The sequence below is a fragment of the Candidatus Hydrogenedentota bacterium genome, assembly GCA_035450225.1.
Classification (GTDB): Bacteria; Hydrogenedentota; Hydrogenedentia; order Hydrogenedentales; family SLHB01; genus DSVR01.
Genome location: DAOTMJ010000039.1, coordinates 17,581 through 34,985 on the forward strand (window position 1 = coordinate 17,581; position 17,405 = coordinate 34,985).

The window sequence follows — 17,405 nt, forward strand, 5'->3', positions numbered from 1 at the left end:
GACGAGGTGAAAAATTCAAACGCGGGATAGTTGCAAATTTCGGGAAGAGGGTGTATAGAAGAGGCAGGTCGTGGTAAACAGGGAGGAATGATCCATGAAACGGAAGGGCTTCACACTCATCGAACTGCTGGTCGTCATCGCCATCATAGGCATCCTGGCGGCGATTCTGCTGCCCGCGCTGGCGCGCGCGCGCGAGTCGGCCCGGCGTTCGTCTTGCCAGAACAACCTCAAACAGATGGGGGTGATCTTCAAGATGTACGCCAACGAAAATCCCGCACAGAAATTCCCGCCCATCGGCGGCTATCCGAGTTGGGACGGCCCTCCGGGCGCAGATCCCGACACCAATTGCAACGGACATTACGACTATCCGGCGGTCGGCCCGTCGGGCAAGGCGATTTATCCGGAATACCTGACGGACATCAACGTCCTCAATTGTCCCTCCAGCGGCCGCCAGGTGAAGGTCAAGGCCTTGGGCGACGACGAGATCGCGGAAGAGCCCGGCTGCGAAAGATACCGGGGCGAAATCGCCCAGACCGACATCAGCTATTTTTATCTGGGTTTCGTGATTGACAAATGCAGCCCGAAGGGGTTGACGCCTACCGAAGATCCCATGGTCGTCTCGTTGACCATTCAGGACAAGAACCTGTTTGTAACCGAGCAATTGGTGTCCTTGCATGCCAAGGTTTCCCTTAATCCGCAGGGATGGGAGCCGGGGCGCGTGGAAAGCGATTCAGACGCCAAGGGGCCGTTGGTCTATCCGGGTTCGGGCAACGGCGGCGCCAATGCGCTCCACGAGGGAGGCGATGTCATCTACCGTCTGCGCGAAGGCATCGAGCGGTTCATGATTACCGACATCAACAATCCGGCCTCGACCGCGCGTGCGCAGAGCGCCATCATCATCATGGCGGACCTGATTTCGAACACGGGAAGCGACACGCTGTTCAACCATATTCCCGGCGGCGCGAACGTGCTTTATCTCGACGGGCACGTCGAATTTCAGCGCTATACCATGCTGGGCGATGCGCCGGCGAACGGCGTCGTGGCCAATCTGATCGGATTGCTCGCGCGGCCATAAAGGTTTACGCAAATATACTTAACGAGATGCGTGCCCTCTTCCACAACGTCGGCATCGCCGCATGACAACATAGACCATTCCGTGTCGATGCGGACGCGGTAAGGGGCTAGGTTCACGCTGCGGTCACATAGTCGATCAATTTACGGACGTTCTCGGGATTGGTTTCATAGGGCAGCGCCCCGGTGCCGAGACAGACGTTTGGGCGGCCCTGCACGAGGCTCAATAGGCGATCCGCATCGGCTTGGATGCAATCCCACGGTCCCGCCGCGATGACGCGCAGATCGCCGTTGACACGGATGCGAACATCGGTCCGGTTCCGGACTTTCGCGAGAAACTTCGGCTGATTCGTCTCGAATGGACACACCAGATAACCCGTTCCGGTTTCAAGCATGATTTCGACGATGGGTTCGGTATTGCCCCCGATGATGCAGGGGACGGGATGGCCCACGATACGCGCGATCCGGCACATGACTTCCTTGAGCGCGGGCAGTTCGACGCGCCGGAACAGTTCGGGCGACAGCATCGGCGGGCAGGCGGCGGACTCGAAGAACGCGACGTCCACGCCGGCCTCCTTGATGGCATCCGCAAACGCCGCTTGGCCGTCAACAAGGTGCAGCAGCGCCCCGGCGACGGCATCCGGTTCGACAGCCGCTTCGTACAGCAGCGCGTCGAATCCTACAAGGTTGCTGGCAATCGAAAACGGACCGCTGACCGGAACGCGGATATCGGCTTCGGGAAAAGTCTCGCGCAACCGGCGCGCCGCGGCGATCTGCATCGGGATGCGCCCGTCGCGTCCGGGATGAAGCGGCGGCAGCGCGAGCAGCGCGCGCGTCGAGTCGAAGATGTGCCTACCGATGGCCGGGATGTTCTCGCCGATGGGCCGCTCGACTACTGCACCGTAGGCTTCGGGTTCGAGATTGTAAATGTCGATGCCCGGCATGATCGGCGTCTGCCGGTAATAGCGGTACGCCTCCGCGTGGGCCTCGAAGAGCAACTCGCCATCGCGCGACACCTCCCACGGCGTGCGCCCGATGAAACGCGCCGCATGCTCGTAAACGCTTGGCGAAATATCCACGGCTATTCCTTTGTGAACCGGTCTCTCAGTGTGCGCCACACCGCGAAAGACTGGCTGAGATGCACGCGCGGATCGCCTGGAATCAAATAACACTGCAACCCGACAGGGCCTTTGTAGCCAGCGTTGCGAAACGCCTTCAAAACGTTGAAGTACGTGTCGATCTTCTCTTCTTGGAGCGGCCCGATGTTGTGCGGCCCGATATCGCCGTTGATCGACATGACGAGCATGCGCGGAGCCAGTAGCCGCGCGACTTCTTCGATGGGCCGCTTGCGTTCGCCGAGGGCGTTCCAGTGAAACAGGTTGAACGAGGTGCCGAAATTGGGCCGGTCTACCTTGTCCGCCAGCCGCGCGGTATCTTCAGGCGATTCGACCCACAAATTGATGTGCGGATACGGCGCGACGCACACGCCAAACGGCGCGGCCATGTCCGCGATCTTGCGGAAAATCGGCACGGCGAATTCGTCGCCTGCGGGATCGGATGGTTTGAAGCGTTTGCTGTGCGTGTTGCACCACAGCACGGTTCCACGCCCCTTGAGCAACGGCAACATCTCGGCAAGCCGCGGATTGAACGGCGTTTCATCCGGATCGATCTTCACCGTGAAATAGATCGTGAACAGTTTCAGTTTGTGCCGATCCAGCGCCTGAAGCGTGGTCTCGAGATCGTCCAGATCGCGGTTGTCGAATCCGTCGAATCCGATGTCCTTCAGGATTTTCACCTGCTCTTCGACGGAAGCCGGCCCGCCCGATTCCATGCTGTTCTTGAACGCGAAAAATGAATTCATGGGAACTCCGTGCGTTTGTGCGGGCGCAATTGCCGTCATGGCAAGAACTCCTATCGTGATTGCGAGACGGAATTCGACTATCGCGTGTGGGTATGAACGTGGTGCTGGTTGCCGCGCATGGATCGAGGGGCGGCGATTACGATTACGAGCACGAGCACCGCAGAGCATCGGCATCACCCTTTCATCCAATCGCCGCGAATGGGGCGTTCGAGCAACGCGTTGGCCGCATCGTCGTTGGTGAACCGTTCGGCCTTGGGATCCCATTGGAGTTTGTGACCGCGTTGAATCGCGATATGCGCGATTTGGCCGAGCGAACACGTGCGGTGTCCGATCTCCGCGTCGCACATGACGGGTTCGCCGGTCAGGATGCCGTTGATGAAATCTTCTTTGTCCATCCGCTTCGGAAGATGAATGTCGCTATCCTTCAACTTCGTCTTCAACAACGCATTCGAACTTGCCGTCAGCCCTTCCTTGTGGGCGCCGCCCGAAAACCACGTGCTCTGAATCCAGCCCTCTTCGCCCTCGAATCGGACGTACGGCGCGTCGCTCGTGCTGTAGTCGATTTCGATGCCGTCCGCGAAACGGAACCGCGCTTTGAAATTCAACAGGACATTCCACAATCCCGACCCCGGTTTCGGGTATTCGCCCGTCCCTTCGACCTCGACCGGTCCCGTCCGCTCCGTATCGTGCGCCAACTGTGCGACGTCCAGCAGATGCGTGCCCCAGTTCGTGATCATGCCTTCGCACGTGTCCCGGCAGCGCATCCAACCCGGCCGGTCGAGCGACTTCCGCGGATGGACCCGGTCCAGCGTGTACGGCTTCAAGGGGGCCGGACCAAGCCACAGGTCGTAGTCCAGTTCTTCGGGCACCGGCATTTCATTTGCATTGCCGCCCGGCTCATCCCCCGCCGGCACCGTCGCCTCGATCCGTTTCAGTTTGCCGATGTACCCGTTGCGCACCAGTTCCGCCGCCTTCACCATATACGCGTTCGACCGGCACTCGGTATCTGTGCGAAACACGACCTTGCGATCGCGCACCGCATCGGCCAGCACGCGCCCTTCGGCCACCGAAAGCGTCAGCGGTTTCTCGCACGACACGTGCTTCCCGCGCCGTACCGCCGCCAGCGAAATCGGTACATGCCAATGATCCGGCGTGCTATTCATGATCGCGTCGATGTCGTCGCGGGCAAGCACCTCGCGGTAATCCCGGTATGCCTTGCAGTCCGAGTTCCCGTAATGCGTGTCCACCGCCTGCTTCGCTTCGTTCAGCCGCCACGCGTCCGGATCGCACACCGCCACGACCGCACATTGTTCCGAAAACAGAAACGGTTTGAGGTTCGCATACATGGCCTGCCGCCCCATGCCGATCATTGCCACGGCGATACGTTTGGATGGTGCATCGGCCCCAAACACCCGCGAAGGCAAGATCATCGGCACAGCGGTTGCCGCCATCGCTTTCATCGCGCCCCGGCGCGAGATCCGGCCGGCCGTCTTGCTCATGGGCATATTCGGCCCTCCTTTCGCGTTGCGTTTTCCGCGAACTGTCTTCCTCTGAGAGCGCGTACGGAAAGCTCGTAGAACAGGCTGTCCAGCCTGTTTGTCCACAGATATCGCCCGGCTTCGAAAAGGACAAACAGGACGTCTGTCCTACGTACCATGCCCAAACGACTTTCCTTGCACGATTTGAGGCGATACTAACGACAATCAGTCACGTGCGTCAAGTTCCCGTTTCGCCTATAATGAGGCGTGAATGAGGATGGAGAATTATCGGCCATGTCCGGGAAAGCACACATTTCGCGCGAGACGGTTGCCTTCAGGGATGCGCTTTCGGGTTTTCTGGTCCTCATCGCACTAATCTTGGTTCCTTTGGCCTCGCGGTTGTTCAGCGCCGACCCTCTGAAACGAGGCGGGCTGGCAGCCGTGATCTATCCGTTGTACGCGGTCATACTCGTCTTGTCGTCGTTTGTGCTCTGGACGGGCGCCCGATGTTTGTGGGCGCGTATCCGGCGGCAAACAACGGAGGAAAATCCACAACGATGAACGAACTCGATGCCGAATTCGCAAGAAGCCTGTTGCCTGCGCGGCCCTTGGACGCGCACAAGGGTACGTTCGGTCATCTGTTCATAGTTGCGGGTTCGCGCGGTTTCACGGGCGCGGCGAAACTCGCGTGCGAGGCGGCGATGCGTTCGGGCGTTGGGCTGGTCACGCTGGGCGTGCCGCGTCCGCTGGCGGATTGCATGGCGGCGGTCTTGACCGAAGCCATGACGTTGCCGTTGCCCGCGACGGACGCGGAATCCTTTTCCGAAGACGCTGTCGAACCGGCGCTGGCGTTCGCGCACGGCAAGCAGGCAGTAGCGCTGGGTCCCGGCCTGTCGCAACACCCTTCCACGTTGGCATTCGTGGCGGCGTTCGTGAAGAAATGTCCTGTCCCGCTGCTCGCCGATGCCGACGGATTGAACGCGCTGGCCGCGCAACCCGATGCGTTGACCGGCGTCTCCGCGCCGTTCGTGATCACGCCGCATCCCGGCGAAATGGCGCGGCTTCTTCAAACGTCCAGCGAGGAAGTCCAGCGCGACCGCGAAGCGGCGGCGCGCGAAGCCGCGAAACGCTTCGGATGCGTTGCCGTCCTGAAAGGCCATCGCACACTCATCGCGACGCCGGACGGCGAGTTGCACCTAAACACGACCGGGAACGCCGGTCTCGCCAAGGGCGGCACAGGCGACGTATTGGCCGGCCTGATCGGCGGGCTGATGGCGCAGGGCATGTCCGTCCGCGACGCGGCCATCCTCGGCGTGTACGTGCACGGGCTCGCGGGCGACCGCGCGGCTTCCGTCCGGACGCAGCGCGGCATGACGGCAAGCGACGTGGTCCGCGCGATTCCGGACGCGTGGCGGCTGATCGAAGAAGGGACGCCGCCATGAGCCGCCTGCGCGATATGGGCGAATTCGGGCTGATCGCGCACATCGCGAAACTGGCCAAGTCCGCCCCGCACGTCATCGAGGGCATCGGCGACGACTGCGCGGTGCTGCGGCTCGACCGCCGGACCTTGCTCGTCTCCTGCGACCTCTCGATGGAAGGCGTTCATTTCCTGCCCGGCACGCCGCCGGAGGCCATCGGCTGGAAATCCGCCGCGTCGAGCCTGAGCGACATCGCCGCCATGGGCGGCGCGGCGAACTTCGTGCTGGTTTCACTGGCCTGTCCGCTGGATTGCGATGTCGCGTTTATCGAACGCGTTTACGACGGCCTGCTCGACGCGCTGGCCCAATACGGGGCGGTGCTGATTGGCGGGGACACGTCCCGTTCGCCGGCGGGGCTGTTGCTGGATGTCACTGTGATAGGCGAAGCCGTGGGCGAACGGTGTCTCACGCGCAGGGGCGCGCGGCCCGGCGACTGCCTTGCCGTTACGGGGCATTTGGGATTGTCTGCGGCCGGTCTGCACGCACTCAAACACGGCCATGACGCGCCCTCGCTCGTGCGTGCGCATTACCAGCCCGTGCCGCGCATTTCGGAAGGCCAATGGCTCGCGTCGCGACCGGAAGTCCACGCCATGATTGACATCAGCGACGGATTGGCCCAGGACGCCGGGCACCTGGCGGAAGCCGAGCGGTTGGGCCTGAACATCAAGAAGCAACTCGTGCCGCTCCATCCCGATCTTGCCGCCTATGTGGAGCAGCACGGCTGCGATGCCTATGCGTTCGCGGTCGCGGGAGGCGAAGATTACGAACTGGCATTCGCTGTAGACGGCCAGGCATGCGAAGAAGTGTTCGCCGCGTTCCGCCGCGAGTTTCGCACGCTCATCTCGGTGGTTGGACGCTTTACCGACGCGTGGCACGGCGTCCGTGTGGATGGCGAACCGATGGCGCAAGGAGGGTTCGAACATTTCAGAAGTCAGTAGCCAACGCATTCCATCGGCGAAGAATCTCGAATAGGACGATGCCGAATGCCGTGGCCACATTGATCGTGTTCTTGTGGCCCAGCATGGGGATTTGAACGACGGCGTCGCATCGGGCGATCGTCTTGTCGGCAATGCCGAAAACCTCGTTGCCGAAAACGACGGCCACCGGTTTCGGCCACGGGTACATGGTGTGCGAGATCGCGTTGGGCCTCACCTCAACGGCCACAATGGGCACCCCCTCCGCGTGCAGCCGATCGATCGCGTCGCCTGTCCGCTCGTAATAGGTCCAAGGCACGTACGCGAACGCGCCCAGCGATGTTTTTTCGATTTTCCGGTGCGGGGGATGGGCCGACATCCCGCACAGATGGATATGGGCAACGGCCCCCGCGTCGGACGTCCGGAAGATGGACCCCACGTTGTAGGCGCTGCGTAGATTGTCCAGCACCACGTGGACAGGATTGGCGGGCGCGGTTTGCCATTCCTCGCGCGGCGTGCCGGCGTAATAGGGTTCGAGTTCGCTCACGATGCGGTGTCTCCCCGGCGGCGGGCCTGGCCCGAAACCATGCGGATGCAGGCGTCGAAAGCCTTGTCCGCCGTGATGCGCCGCAATTTCTCCTCGGCGGACAGTGATGGATCGTCCACGTATAGGATTTCGCAGGGCCGCTGATAAGGCGCGTGCTTTGCGGGATCGGTTCCGCCGAAAACGGCGACGACCGGCACACCCATGATCGAAGCAATGTGCATCGGGCCGGTGTCGCCACCGAAATACAGATCCGCGCGGTGCAGCAGCCACGCCAGTTCCTTGAGTCCGCCCGTCTCCGGCGGAATGACCGGCTTGCGCCGCATGAGCGAGACGACCGCCTCGACGTCTCCGCGCTGTCCCGGCCCCCACGTCATCAAGACTTCGAAACGCCCGTCCGCCAGCAGCCGCTCGGCGAGCTCCGCGAAACGCTCGGCGGGCCATCGTTTTTCCGGGCGCTCCATCGGCGCGTGCATGGCCACGACGCGCTTGCCGGCGTCGAACGATTCCTCGTAGAACGCATCCACCGCCTCCTGGATGTCCGGCGGGACGTAAATCGCCGGCCCGTAGGCTTCCCGGCGCTTGCAGAACAAGTCGCAAAGCGTGAGATTCTCCGCGACGCGGTTCATATTTTTCGATCGCAGGGCGGCGCGGTGGTTCGTAAAGATCCAACTCCCCTCTTGCGCGCGCGGCGACGCGAACCCGTACCGTTCCGGCGCGCGCGACGCGCCGATAATCGCGCCGCTTTTCAGGATGCCGTGGAAGTCCACCGCGATGTCGTAGCGCCGCGCGCGGATTTGCCTGCAAAACTGGAGAAAGGCCCGCGAACCGTGGTCCCGGTCGAAAACAAGCACATTGTCGAGCAGGGGATGATCCTCGACGACCCCGGCGGATTTCGGTTCGACGGCCCAGTCAATCTGCGCGTTCGGGTAGGCCGCGCGAATCGTGTTGAGCGCGGGCAACACGCGGACCACGTCGCCGATGGCGCTCAGCCGAATGATGAGGATGCGCGGTAATCCGTTCTGCATAAAACTCCTTGCCTTGCGTGGCGCGCCGCCGGGTGGCAGTCCGCGCGGTGATGGTATAATATGTCAATTTGCGCGGAAGAATCACGAAGAACGATAGGCAAAAGAAGGAGCAGCCGAACCCATGCCGAAATTGTCTGAGGTCGAGGAATCGGTCCTGAACGCCATGACGGCCCGCCGCCCGGATTTGGGGATCTGCGCGGAAACGCTGCTGGCGCTGCACGAGGCGCTCGTCCGCTCGTACGATGCGGGCGGCAAATTGCTGGTCTGCGGCAACGGCGGCAGCCATTCGGACGCGGTTCATATCGTGGGCGAGTTGTGCAAGAGTTTCGAGCGCAAACGGCCCGTTACGCCGGAACTCAAGACGCGCCTCGAACCCCTCGCTTACGGCAAGGAACTGGCGCAATACCTCGAAACGGGCCTGCCTGCCATTGCGCTCGGTTGCAACGGCGCGCTCAAGACCGCCGTCGAGAATGATTCGCCGCTGCGCAACATCGCCTATGCGCAGGAAACCCTCGCGCTCGGCAAGCCGGGCGACGTGTTCATCGGCATTTCGACTTCCGGCAACGCGGAGAACTGCCTCATGGCGATGTCCGTCGCGCGGGCTGTCGGCATGACCGTCGTCTCGCTGACCGGGCCGAAAGGCGGTAAGATGGCCGAATTCGCCGACATCGCGCTGCGCGCCCCCGGCAATACCACCAAGGAAATCCAGGAAGCGCATCTGGCGCTGTATCACACGTTCTGCGCGCTCATCGAGGCGCATTACTTCCCGGAAATGAGGTAAAGGGATGAAAGGGACGTCAGGGACAAAAAGGTCAATTGAACACCTATCGTGATGTGGCGTCCTTTATATCCCTTAGGTCCGTTGTGTCCTTTGGAGGAGGTCTGAGTTATGGGAGGAGAGGCCATTACGCGGGCGCGGCTTTTGCGCGCGCGGGCGATTCGCGGGGCGGGGAGCATCGAGGCGGCATTGGCGGCGGGTACGTTGCCGCGCCGGGCGGACATGACGTTGTCCGAGGCCATTGTCCTCGGCTTGTTGCGCCAGGGCGTGCGGCGGTTCCTGTGCGTCCTCGGCCACGGATCGACGGAAGTCGGTGAAGTCCTGCGCGTCTATGAATCGGAAGGTCTTGTGCGCACATATGGCGTCCGCAATGAAATCGAAGCCACGCACGCCGCGACCGCGTTGCGCTGGGTGACGGGCGAGAAGGCCGCTGTCGTCGCCTCGATCGGACCGGGGCCGTTGCAGGCGCTGGCGGCCTCCATCACACCCGCGAGCGACGGCATCGGTGTCTGGTTCCTGTTTGGCGACGAAACGACCGAGGACGAGGGGCCGAACATGCAGCAGGTGCCGAAACACGAGCAGCATCTGTTCCTGCGGTTGTGCGCGACGATGGGCGAAGCGTATTGCCTGCACACACCGGGCGCGGTGGCAACGGCGCTGCGGCGCGGCATGAACACGGTGGACCATCCGTTCCGCGCCGGCCCGTTCTTCCTCCTGATGCCTATGAACACCCAGCCGGCGATCATCCCGTCGTTCAACCTCGACGAATTACCTGTCGCGCCGCCGCCGCGACCGGGCGCGGCTGCGGACGACAGCGCCTACGTGCAAGCCGTCGAATGGATCCGCTCGGCGCGGCGCATCGTGGTGAAGGCGGGTGGCGGCGCGCGGCACGCCGGGCCGGAACTGATCGAATTCCTCGAACTTGCCGGTGCGGTCGCCGTGCTCAGTCCGCTCGTCTCGGGCGTCATTCCGTACGAGCACCCGCGCAACATGGGCGTCGGCGGATCCAAAGGTTCGCTGTGCGGCAATTTCGCAATGGAAGAGGCGGACCTGCTCGTCGCCGTCGGTACGCGGGCCGTCTGCCAATCCGACTGTTCGCGCACCGGCTATCCCAAGGCAGAGCATGTCGTCAACATCAACGCCGATATGGATGCCGCCATGCACTACAACCGCACCCTGCCCCTGGTCGGCGACGCGGCGTTGACGCTCGCGGAATTGAACGCGCGGCTGCGCGCCGCGCCGCAGGCGGATGGATCGCCCGATTGGCTGGACGTTTGTCTCAAAAAGCGCGAAGAATGGCAGGCCTTCAAGGCGAAGCGGTATGCAACGCCATGCCTCCTCGACGAGGCCTGGGGCCGGGAAGTCCTGACGCAACCCGCCGCGATCAAGACGGCCAGCGATTGGGCGCGCGCGCATGACGCGGTGTCGTTTTTCGACGCGGGCGACGTGCAGGCCAACGGGTTTCAGATCGTCGAGGACGACCGCCTCGGCCGCACCTTTACGGAAACCGGCGCAAGTTACATGGGCTTCGCCGTGTCGGCCCTGCTGGCCACCGGCATCGCCGAACAGCCGTTCTACGGCCTTGCGTTTACCGGCGACGGTTCGTTCACGATGAATCCGCAGATCCTGATTGACGGCGCCATGCACGGCGCGCGCGGCTGCATCCTGCTGTTCGACAACCGCCGCATGGGCGCCATATCCGGTTTGCAGGGCGCGCAGTACGGCGCGATCCACGCAACATGGGACACCGTCGAGGTGGACTACGCCGCGTGGGCGAACGCCGTGAAAGGCGTACAGGGCCTGTTCGGCGGCCATTCCACACGCGAGCTGCTCGATGCGCTCGACAAGGCGCGCGCACATGAGGGCCTGTCATTGATCCATCTGCCCGTATACTACGGCGACGACCCGTTGGGCGGCATGGGCGTTTTCGGAAGATGGAACGTCGGCAACTGGTGTACGGACACGCAGGCCATGCGGCACGACATCGGACTGTAGGAATGCTTGCCATGACAATACCAAACTTGATGTACATTGACGGCGAATGGGTGGCGGCATCGGACGGATGCACGCTGAACATCGTCAACCCGGCCACGGAAGAGGCCGTGGACACGATTCCGATGGCAACGGAAACGGATGTGGATCGCGCACTCGAGGCGGCGGACCGCGCATGGCGCTCATGGCGCGAGGTGGACGCGTGGACGCGCAGCGCGACGTTGCGCAAGGCCGCCGATCTCGTCCGAGACCGCGCCGACGCCATTGCCGCCGTGATTACCGAAGAGCAGGGCAAGACGATCGCGGAGGCGCGCGGCGAGACGCTGGCCGCCGCGGATCAGTTCGACTGGTACGCGGACGAAGCGCGCCGAATCTACGGGCGGCTCGTGGACGGCCATTCGCGCGCGCACCGGATTATGGTGATGCGCCAGCCCATCGGACCGGTCGCGGCCTTCAGTCCGTGGAATTTCCCCGCGCTGTTGTCGTCGCGCAAAATGGCGCCCGCGATCGCGGCGGGCTGCTCGATTGTCGTGAAACCCGCACGCGAAGCCCCCCGCACGACGTTGTGTCTCGCGCAGGCGTGCCACGATGCCGGCGTGCCGCGCGGCGTGGTCAACGTCGTGACGGGCGATTCCGGCATGATCAGCCGGAAACTGTGCCTGTCGCCGGTGATCCGCAAGGTCACGCTCACCGGCTCGGCGCCGGTGGGGCAGGAATTGCTTCGCCTGTGCGCCGAAGTCGTCAAACCGGTCACAATGGAACTCGGCGGACATAATCCCGTACTTGTCTTTGAAGACGCGGACATCGATCGCGCGGCGGAAATCTGCGCGCGCGGCAAATTCCGCAACAACGGACAGGTCTGCATCGCGGCCAGCCGCTTCTTCGTGCAAGAATCCATCGCCGAACGTTTCACCGCGCGATTCGTCGAGGTCACGCGCGGCCTGCGACAGGGCAACGGACGCGATCCGAAGACGGACGTCGGGCCGCTGGCCAACCGGCGGCGGCTTGAAGCCACGGAGGCATTCGTCGCCGACGCCGTCGCAAAAGGCGCGAAAGTCGAATGCGGCGGCGCGCGCGCAAGCGAATTCCCGAAGGGATTTTTCTACAAACCCACGGTCCTGACGGGCGTGACGGACGATATGGACATTATGAACGAAGAGCCGTTCTGTCCGGTCGCGCCGATCGCAACGTTCAGCGCGCTCGATGATGCGCTTACGCAGGCGAACAACACCCGGTTCGGACTGGCCGCCTATGTGTTCACGCAGAATACGCGGACGATGTTCCTCGCGGCGGAAGGACTCGAAGCCGGCATGATCGGCGTCAACAACCTCGTCATCGCCAGCGCCGAGATACCCTTCGGCGGCGTGAAGGCATCCGGTTTTGGACGCGAAGGCGGCAGCGAGGGCATCGAGGCCTACACTATGGCCAAGTATGTGAACATTCTTCTCTGACCCGGACAACGCCTACAACCCAGTTTCTCTTTGTGTATGTCACAATAAAGAATGATGAACCACGCATTCCCTGAAAAAGTCCGCGTTGATGGCGCCTGCGGGAAAAACCGGCGATTTACACGCGCCTGTTTTGCCGTGATCGGCTGCCTGCTATGGCTGTTGGCGGCGGGATTGGCGCTGGAAACCTCCGCCGTCGTTCGACTTTGGTGGATTGAAACACACAACCCGTTCATCCTGGCCGCGAAACGCAATGCTTCCCCGCGCGACAGCAAGCCCTTGCCTTTGCGCAACGGGGAGAATTTCCGGCGCGACTGTGTGGATCCGCCGGGCTGGAATTCACTTGTCCCGGCCCCGGCGCTTCCCGAATGGGCCGAACCCAGGCAACAGGAATCGAAGGAAGAGGCGGAACGGCGCCGGGCGTTCTTCGGCGGGTTGAACGAGGCGGACAAAAACCTTTTTGCCTTGTTGAACGACGAGTGGGTGGCAGTGATTGACATGTCCGGTAAGGTACGCCATGTGTATGGTAACTGGCTGTGCCGTGCCGCTGTCGAAGCGGGCGCCTTGCCTCCGATGCTTCTGGCGCTGGAACGACGCCTTGCCGAACCGGGCGCCCCGAAGCCGAAGAGGTCGGGATCCTATGTGAATCTCAAACTGGAAGCGATTCCGGACATTCGGGACGACAAGGAGATCCTGTTGCGGGAATCAGGCGATCCCGGCTTGTTTCATGCCTTTATTCCCAGTGATTTCAAGACGCTTCGCTTCGGCAATTTGCCGCCCGACACCCCATGGGACGGCATTCCCTTCTTCCGATACAAGAAAAATTTACGCAATGCCCGGTCGGGACTGGGTATCCGCTTCGACACCAACAACCACGGGTTTCGCGATCGCGATATCGGCGTGCCGAAACCGCTGGGCGTGACACGCCTGTTGTGCATTGGCGGATCCACCACGGAAGAAGGGGCGACCAACGAAACGACCTACCCGAAAAGATTGGAAAAAATGCTGCAAGCCCATTTCGGCGGAAATCAATCCGTCGAAGTGTTCAATTGCGGAATTTCCGGACTCACGACCTCGGGACATCTCGCGCGGTTGGCCGACTATCTCGCGATCGAACCGGATCTCCTGGTTTTTTACGAGGGCGTGAACGACATTCACCGCGACCTTGTCGAATATTGGCGAACCGTCGGCGCGGCCCCATGGCAAAAACTGTTAAGCCGGTCGGCGTTTGCGGCATGGAAACTGAACGCCCTACTGTATCCGAATGAAACCTCGATACAAAAAGACATACAAAGTCTCGTCATCGAAAATCTTCACGCCATCGGCCGTGTGGCGCGAAGCCGGGGCATCCGCATGGTCCTCTGCAGTGTCGCCTGCCCGGATCCAAGGACGGTTACAGACGACGAACGGCGGTTTTACGATTATCACGCCCGGAACGCCGGACTCGATCCCTGCCTCAATCTCGAACGCTATGCGCGCATGGTCCACCTTCTCAACGAGGAACTAAGGCTTTTCTGCCGGCGCGAAGGATTCCTCTATGTGCCCGTGGCTGAGCGAATTACAGGAGGATACGAGACCTTCAGCGACATGTACCACATGACGGAATCGGGCATCGGACGCAAGGCGGAGGCCATTTTCGATTGCCTCAAGGATTATTTACCGCTTCGTCCCTGACGCCACGTTTGCTTTTTGGATGACAAGTCCGGCAAAACAATGGTATAAACATCCAAGAGGATCGATTTGGCTGTTCGTGCGGCGGCCCTCCGGGACGCTGCACGGCACTGCGAGACGAGGAGTGATGTCTCCATGAGCGCCGATCAGGATTTCGAGCCGTATTTGCAGGTAGGGTGTCCCGTTGCGTTTCATTCGGATCCTTTTGTAAAGGATGCCCCGCGCTATAGCAGCGTAATTCGTGGTTGGCGCAGACTTTCCTACGTTCTCGTGGACCGACCGCGCATTGGGCCGCATTTTGCGGCCATCCGCGAAAATCAGCCCTGCGTCATCCGGTTCGTTCGCGACGGCAAGGCCTGCGCGTTCGATTCGCTGGTGCTGGACTGGGATACGCGCATGCATAACGCCTATTGCCGGGTTGAATGGCCCCGCGAGTTCAAGGTCGTGGTGTTTCGGCGCTTCGAGCGCGTCAAGGTCGAATTACCGAGTAGCCTTTTCTTCAGGGGCGGCGAGGATTCGGGAACGGTCGTGGACCTCAGCACGGGGGGGTGCCGGATCTGCACAAAAGCCCCCATTTCGGTGAATACGGCTTTTTCGCTGTCCTTCACGCTCCCGGATGGATGTCCGGTCGAACGGGTCGAGTGCGAAGTGCGCAATGTCCTGCCCGTGGGCGAAATGTTCTATCTGGGCTGCGAATTCAAGGAAGGCCAGATCGGCGTGGAGAGCAACGTGGCTTTCTATATCGCGACGGTGCTCGAACGGACGGGGGTGCGTTCCGCCCACGCGGAAACCATCCTGATTTTCGATTCCCAGCCGGGGCTGGCCCGCGAAATCCGCCGCATCCTGCAGGGACGCGGCTATGAAACGTTCATTTCCACGGACATTGTGGACACGTTTGCGCGGTTGCGCTTCATGCCGCCGGGCGCGCTCTTGATCAACGCGGCCCTAGGCGAACCGGGCGGTTTGTCGGTGGCCCGGCTCATCCGGATGAGCCACGGCTTCGAATCGCTTCCCATTTTTCTTTACAACGGCGGGGATCCGGGCGTGAACGAGGCGGCGAAAGCGGTCGGCGCGACCGGAGGGTTTCCCGCAGGGATGCCGCCGGTGCAGGTGGTCAACGCCGTCGTGACGCAACTCATGGCGGCGCGCATGCGGCCCCGCGGCCAATAGCCGCTACCGGACGCGCAGCACGGCGCATTTGAGATAGGCGGTTTCCGGCATGGCGAGCAGCACCGGGTGATCGGGCGCGGCGCCCCGCATTTCGATCAGGCACGCATGGCGCCGGGCGGCGCATGACGCGCGCTTCAACATGTCGAGAAACGTTTCCGCGCGCACGAAATGCGAGCACGAAGACGTGATCAGGATGCCGTCTTCAACCAGCGACTGCATCGCGGCCTTGTTCAACGCCTGATACAGGCCAAGGGCGCGTTCTTCTTGGCCGCGCGACTTCGCGAGCGCCGGCGGATCCAGCACGATGACGTCGTACCGGGCGTTTTGCGCAAGGACGTCCGCAATATCGGCTACGTCAAAGCGGCAGCATTCCGCGACGCCGTTGCATTGGGCCGTCCGGCGCGCGGCCTCGATCGCCGGGGACGAAGTGTCCACGCCAAGCGTTTCGCGGGCGCCGGCTAGGGCGGCATGGACGCTCCACATGCCCCGGTAGCAATGCCCGTCGAGCACGCGCGCGCCTTTCGCAAAACGCCGAATCAGCGGCCAATTGGCCCGTTGATCCAGAAAAAGGCCCGTTTTTTGGCCGGATTCGAGCGATACCGGCGCATGAACCCCGCCTAAAACCACTTCAAACGGATCGGGCGTGGTCCCCACGCGGACGGTTCGATGGGCAACCTCCAGCCGGACGCCTTCAATCCCCTCATGGGCCATGAACGCTTCCGCGATCGCGTCGAAATGCCGCGCATAGAACGCGCAGCCGCTTTCGACCGCCACGACGGCGCCGTACCGATCCGCCACCAGTCCCGGCAGGCCGTCGCTCTCGCCGAATACCCAGCGATAGACGGTTTCATCGGGAAAAAGGCGATCCCGGAAGGCGCGGGCTTCCGCGATGCGTTCACGAATCCAGGCCGCGCCCGTGTCGGCCTGGTGGCGCGCCATGATGCGCACCGCAATGCCTCCGGCGGCCTGGTAAAAGCCGCGCCCCACGAATCGGCGGTCCGCCGTGTAGACATCCACCGTTTCGCCGTCATCGCATTCGGGTATCGAGGCGAATTCATTGCGGTAGGCCCATGCGTGGCCGCGCAACAGACGCCGTTCTTCCCGCGGATTCAAGATCAGGCGTTTCATGGAACAATCACCCCCGTCATGGAATGCCCGGCCACGGACGTGTCCGGCCCTCAGGGCTGCCGGCGTTCGTCCACCGACTCGCCGAGCCGCGTGACAAATTCCGTTTCGCCCAACGTGGTGCGGAACAGGGCTTCCGAATCAAAGAAATGTCTTCGGGCTATTTCAATAAAGTCAACGATGGCACGGTGCAGCACCACAAAAAAGAAACCGAAGAAAAGGGCCATGTAAAAAACGAACTGGCGGGGATTTTCGCGCATTTCCAAAATATGCGCACCAAGGACCAACGCCACGGGTATGGCCAGCAAAAGATAAAAACTGGCCGGACGGCGCGCGTTCGCGCGGCGCAGCCCCTCGCGGAAATACATCCACAACGTTTTACATTCCGGCATATCCGGTTCCTGGGCATTTTTCATTTCACGGTCTTCTCCGCTGCGATTATACCATGAAACGGCAAAAGAGCGATGCCTCTTTTTCCTTGCCAAAATGAGGTTGGGAAAAACCGGACAATGCCTCCGCCGCGTGTCGGACGGTCAGACCTGGCTTGGCCTGCGCATACAAAACAGTCCGCGCAACGGCATCAGAACAATCGTCCAAAACAACCGGGCGGCGGCGGTTCCTCTCCTTCGCCTTCGCCTTCCCCTTCGCCTTCGCCTTCGCCTTCTCCTTCACCCTCGCCTTCACCCTCGCCTTCGCCTTCCCCTTCGCCTTCCCCTTCGCCCTCGCCTTCGCCTTCGCCCTCACCTTCGCCCTCACCTTCGCCTTCGCCCTCACCTTCGCCTTCGCCCTCGCCTTCGCCTTCGCCCTCGCCTTCGCCTTCGCCTTCGCCCTCGCCTTCGCCTTCGCC

17 protein-coding genes are annotated in these 17,405 nt (G+C 62.1%); 9 read left to right on the plus strand and 8 right to left on the minus strand.

Features of this window, described 5'->3' with window-relative positions:
• The first annotated feature begins 94 nt into the window (after positions 1–94).
• Positions 95–1,075, plus strand: coding sequence for a DUF1559 domain-containing protein (locus tag P5540_16250; protein ID HRT66369.1), 981 nt, complete (start codon positions 95–97; stop codon positions 1,073–1,075).
• A 112-nt stretch (positions 1,076–1,187) separates the two neighbouring features.
• Here P5540_16250 and P5540_16255 read toward each other — a convergent pair whose 3' ends face one another.
• The 3 genes from P5540_16255 to P5540_16265 all read right to left on the minus strand — a co-directional run bounded on the left by P5540_16255 (position 1,188) and on the right by P5540_16265 (position 4,437).
• The gene (locus P5540_16255; protein ID HRT66370.1) at positions 1,188–2,150 is read right to left on the minus strand and encodes a uroporphyrinogen decarboxylase family protein; all 963 of its coding nucleotides are present in this window, start codon (positions 2,148–2,150) and stop codon (positions 1,188–1,190) included.
• Positions 2,151–2,152: 2 nt separating this feature from the next.
• Positions 2,153–2,932, minus strand: coding sequence for a TIM barrel protein (locus tag P5540_16260; GenBank protein HRT66371.1), 780 nt, complete (start codon positions 2,930–2,932; stop codon positions 2,153–2,155).
• Between the two features lie 173 nt (positions 2,933–3,105).
• Complete coding sequence (locus P5540_16265; protein ID HRT66372.1) at positions 3,106–4,437, minus strand: Gfo/Idh/MocA family oxidoreductase; 1,332 nt, start codon at positions 4,435–4,437, stop codon at positions 3,106–3,108.
• Between the two features lie 267 nt (positions 4,438–4,704).
• Here P5540_16265 and P5540_16270 point away from each other — a divergent pair, with 267 nt between their 5' ends.
• From P5540_16270 to thiL, 3 genes are read left to right on the plus strand one after another with little or no spacing between them, the layout of a single operon-like run.
• Positions 4,705–4,971, plus strand: coding sequence for a hypothetical protein (locus P5540_16270; GenBank protein HRT66373.1), 267 nt, complete (start codon positions 4,705–4,707; stop codon positions 4,969–4,971).
• Positions 4,968–5,852: an NAD(P)H-hydrate dehydratase gene (locus P5540_16275; protein HRT66374.1), complete on the plus strand. Its 885-nt coding sequence runs from the start codon at positions 4,968–4,970 to the stop codon at positions 5,850–5,852. The genes P5540_16270 and P5540_16275 overlap by 4 nt, the downstream gene beginning before the upstream one ends.
• Entirely contained in the window at positions 5,849–6,826 is a 978-nt protein-coding gene (thiL, locus tag P5540_16280) for a thiamine-phosphate kinase (GenBank protein ID HRT66375.1), read from the plus strand. The genes P5540_16275 and thiL overlap by 4 nt, the downstream gene beginning before the upstream one ends.
• On the opposite strand, the gene P5540_16285 is transcribed toward thiL, so the two are convergent.
• Both P5540_16285 and P5540_16290 read right to left on the minus strand, forming a co-directional pair.
• Entirely contained in the window at positions 6,813–7,349 is a 537-nt protein-coding gene (locus tag P5540_16285; GenBank protein HRT66376.1) for an RNA methyltransferase, read from the minus strand. The two genes, thiL and P5540_16285, sit on opposite strands and share 14 nt — an antisense overlap.
• Positions 7,346–8,374, minus strand: coding sequence for a glycosyltransferase family 9 protein (locus P5540_16290; protein ID HRT66377.1), 1,029 nt, complete (start codon positions 8,372–8,374; stop codon positions 7,346–7,348). Before P5540_16290 ends, P5540_16285 begins: the two co-directional genes overlap by 4 nt.
• 121 nt (positions 8,375–8,495) lie before the next feature.
• Here P5540_16290 and P5540_16295 point away from each other — a divergent pair, with 121 nt between their 5' ends.
• The 5 genes from P5540_16295 to P5540_16315 all read left to right on the plus strand — a co-directional run bounded on the left by P5540_16295 (position 8,496) and on the right by P5540_16315 (position 15,433).
• A complete protein-coding gene (locus P5540_16295) occupies positions 8,496–9,155 on the plus strand; it encodes an SIS domain-containing protein (protein ID HRT66378.1) in 660 nt (219 codons plus the stop codon).
• Positions 9,156–9,263: 108 nt separating this feature from the next.
• Positions 9,264–11,147 (plus strand): thiamine pyrophosphate-dependent enzyme, encoded by a 1,884-nt coding sequence (locus P5540_16300; protein ID HRT66379.1) that lies wholly within the window; start codon positions 9,264–9,266, stop codon positions 11,145–11,147.
• An 11-nt stretch (positions 11,148–11,158) separates the two neighbouring features.
• Positions 11,159–12,595: an NAD-dependent succinate-semialdehyde dehydrogenase gene (locus tag P5540_16305; GenBank protein HRT66380.1), complete on the plus strand. Its 1,437-nt coding sequence runs from the start codon at positions 11,159–11,161 to the stop codon at positions 12,593–12,595.
• A 51-nt stretch (positions 12,596–12,646) separates the two neighbouring features.
• Positions 12,647–14,266, plus strand: coding sequence for an SGNH/GDSL hydrolase family protein (locus P5540_16310; protein ID HRT66381.1), 1,620 nt, complete (start codon positions 12,647–12,649; stop codon positions 14,264–14,266).
• A 132-nt stretch (positions 14,267–14,398) separates the two neighbouring features.
• Positions 14,399–15,433: a PilZ domain-containing protein gene (locus tag P5540_16315; GenBank protein HRT66382.1), complete on the plus strand. Its 1,035-nt coding sequence runs from the start codon at positions 14,399–14,401 to the stop codon at positions 15,431–15,433.
• Positions 15,434–15,436: 3 nt separating this feature from the next.
• Here P5540_16315 and P5540_16320 read toward each other — a convergent pair whose 3' ends face one another.
• The 3 genes from P5540_16320 to P5540_16330 all read right to left on the minus strand — a co-directional run.
• Complete coding sequence (locus tag P5540_16320) at positions 15,437–16,561, minus strand: class I SAM-dependent rRNA methyltransferase (protein HRT66383.1); 1,125 nt, start codon at positions 16,559–16,561, stop codon at positions 15,437–15,439.
• Between the two features lie 50 nt (positions 16,562–16,611).
• Positions 16,612–16,950, minus strand: coding sequence for a hypothetical protein (locus P5540_16325; GenBank protein HRT66384.1), 339 nt, complete (start codon positions 16,948–16,950; stop codon positions 16,612–16,614).
• Between the two features lie 188 nt (positions 16,951–17,138).
• On the minus strand, positions 17,139–17,405 hold a 267-nt coding region (locus P5540_16330), incomplete at its 5' end, for a hypothetical protein (GenBank protein HRT66385.1).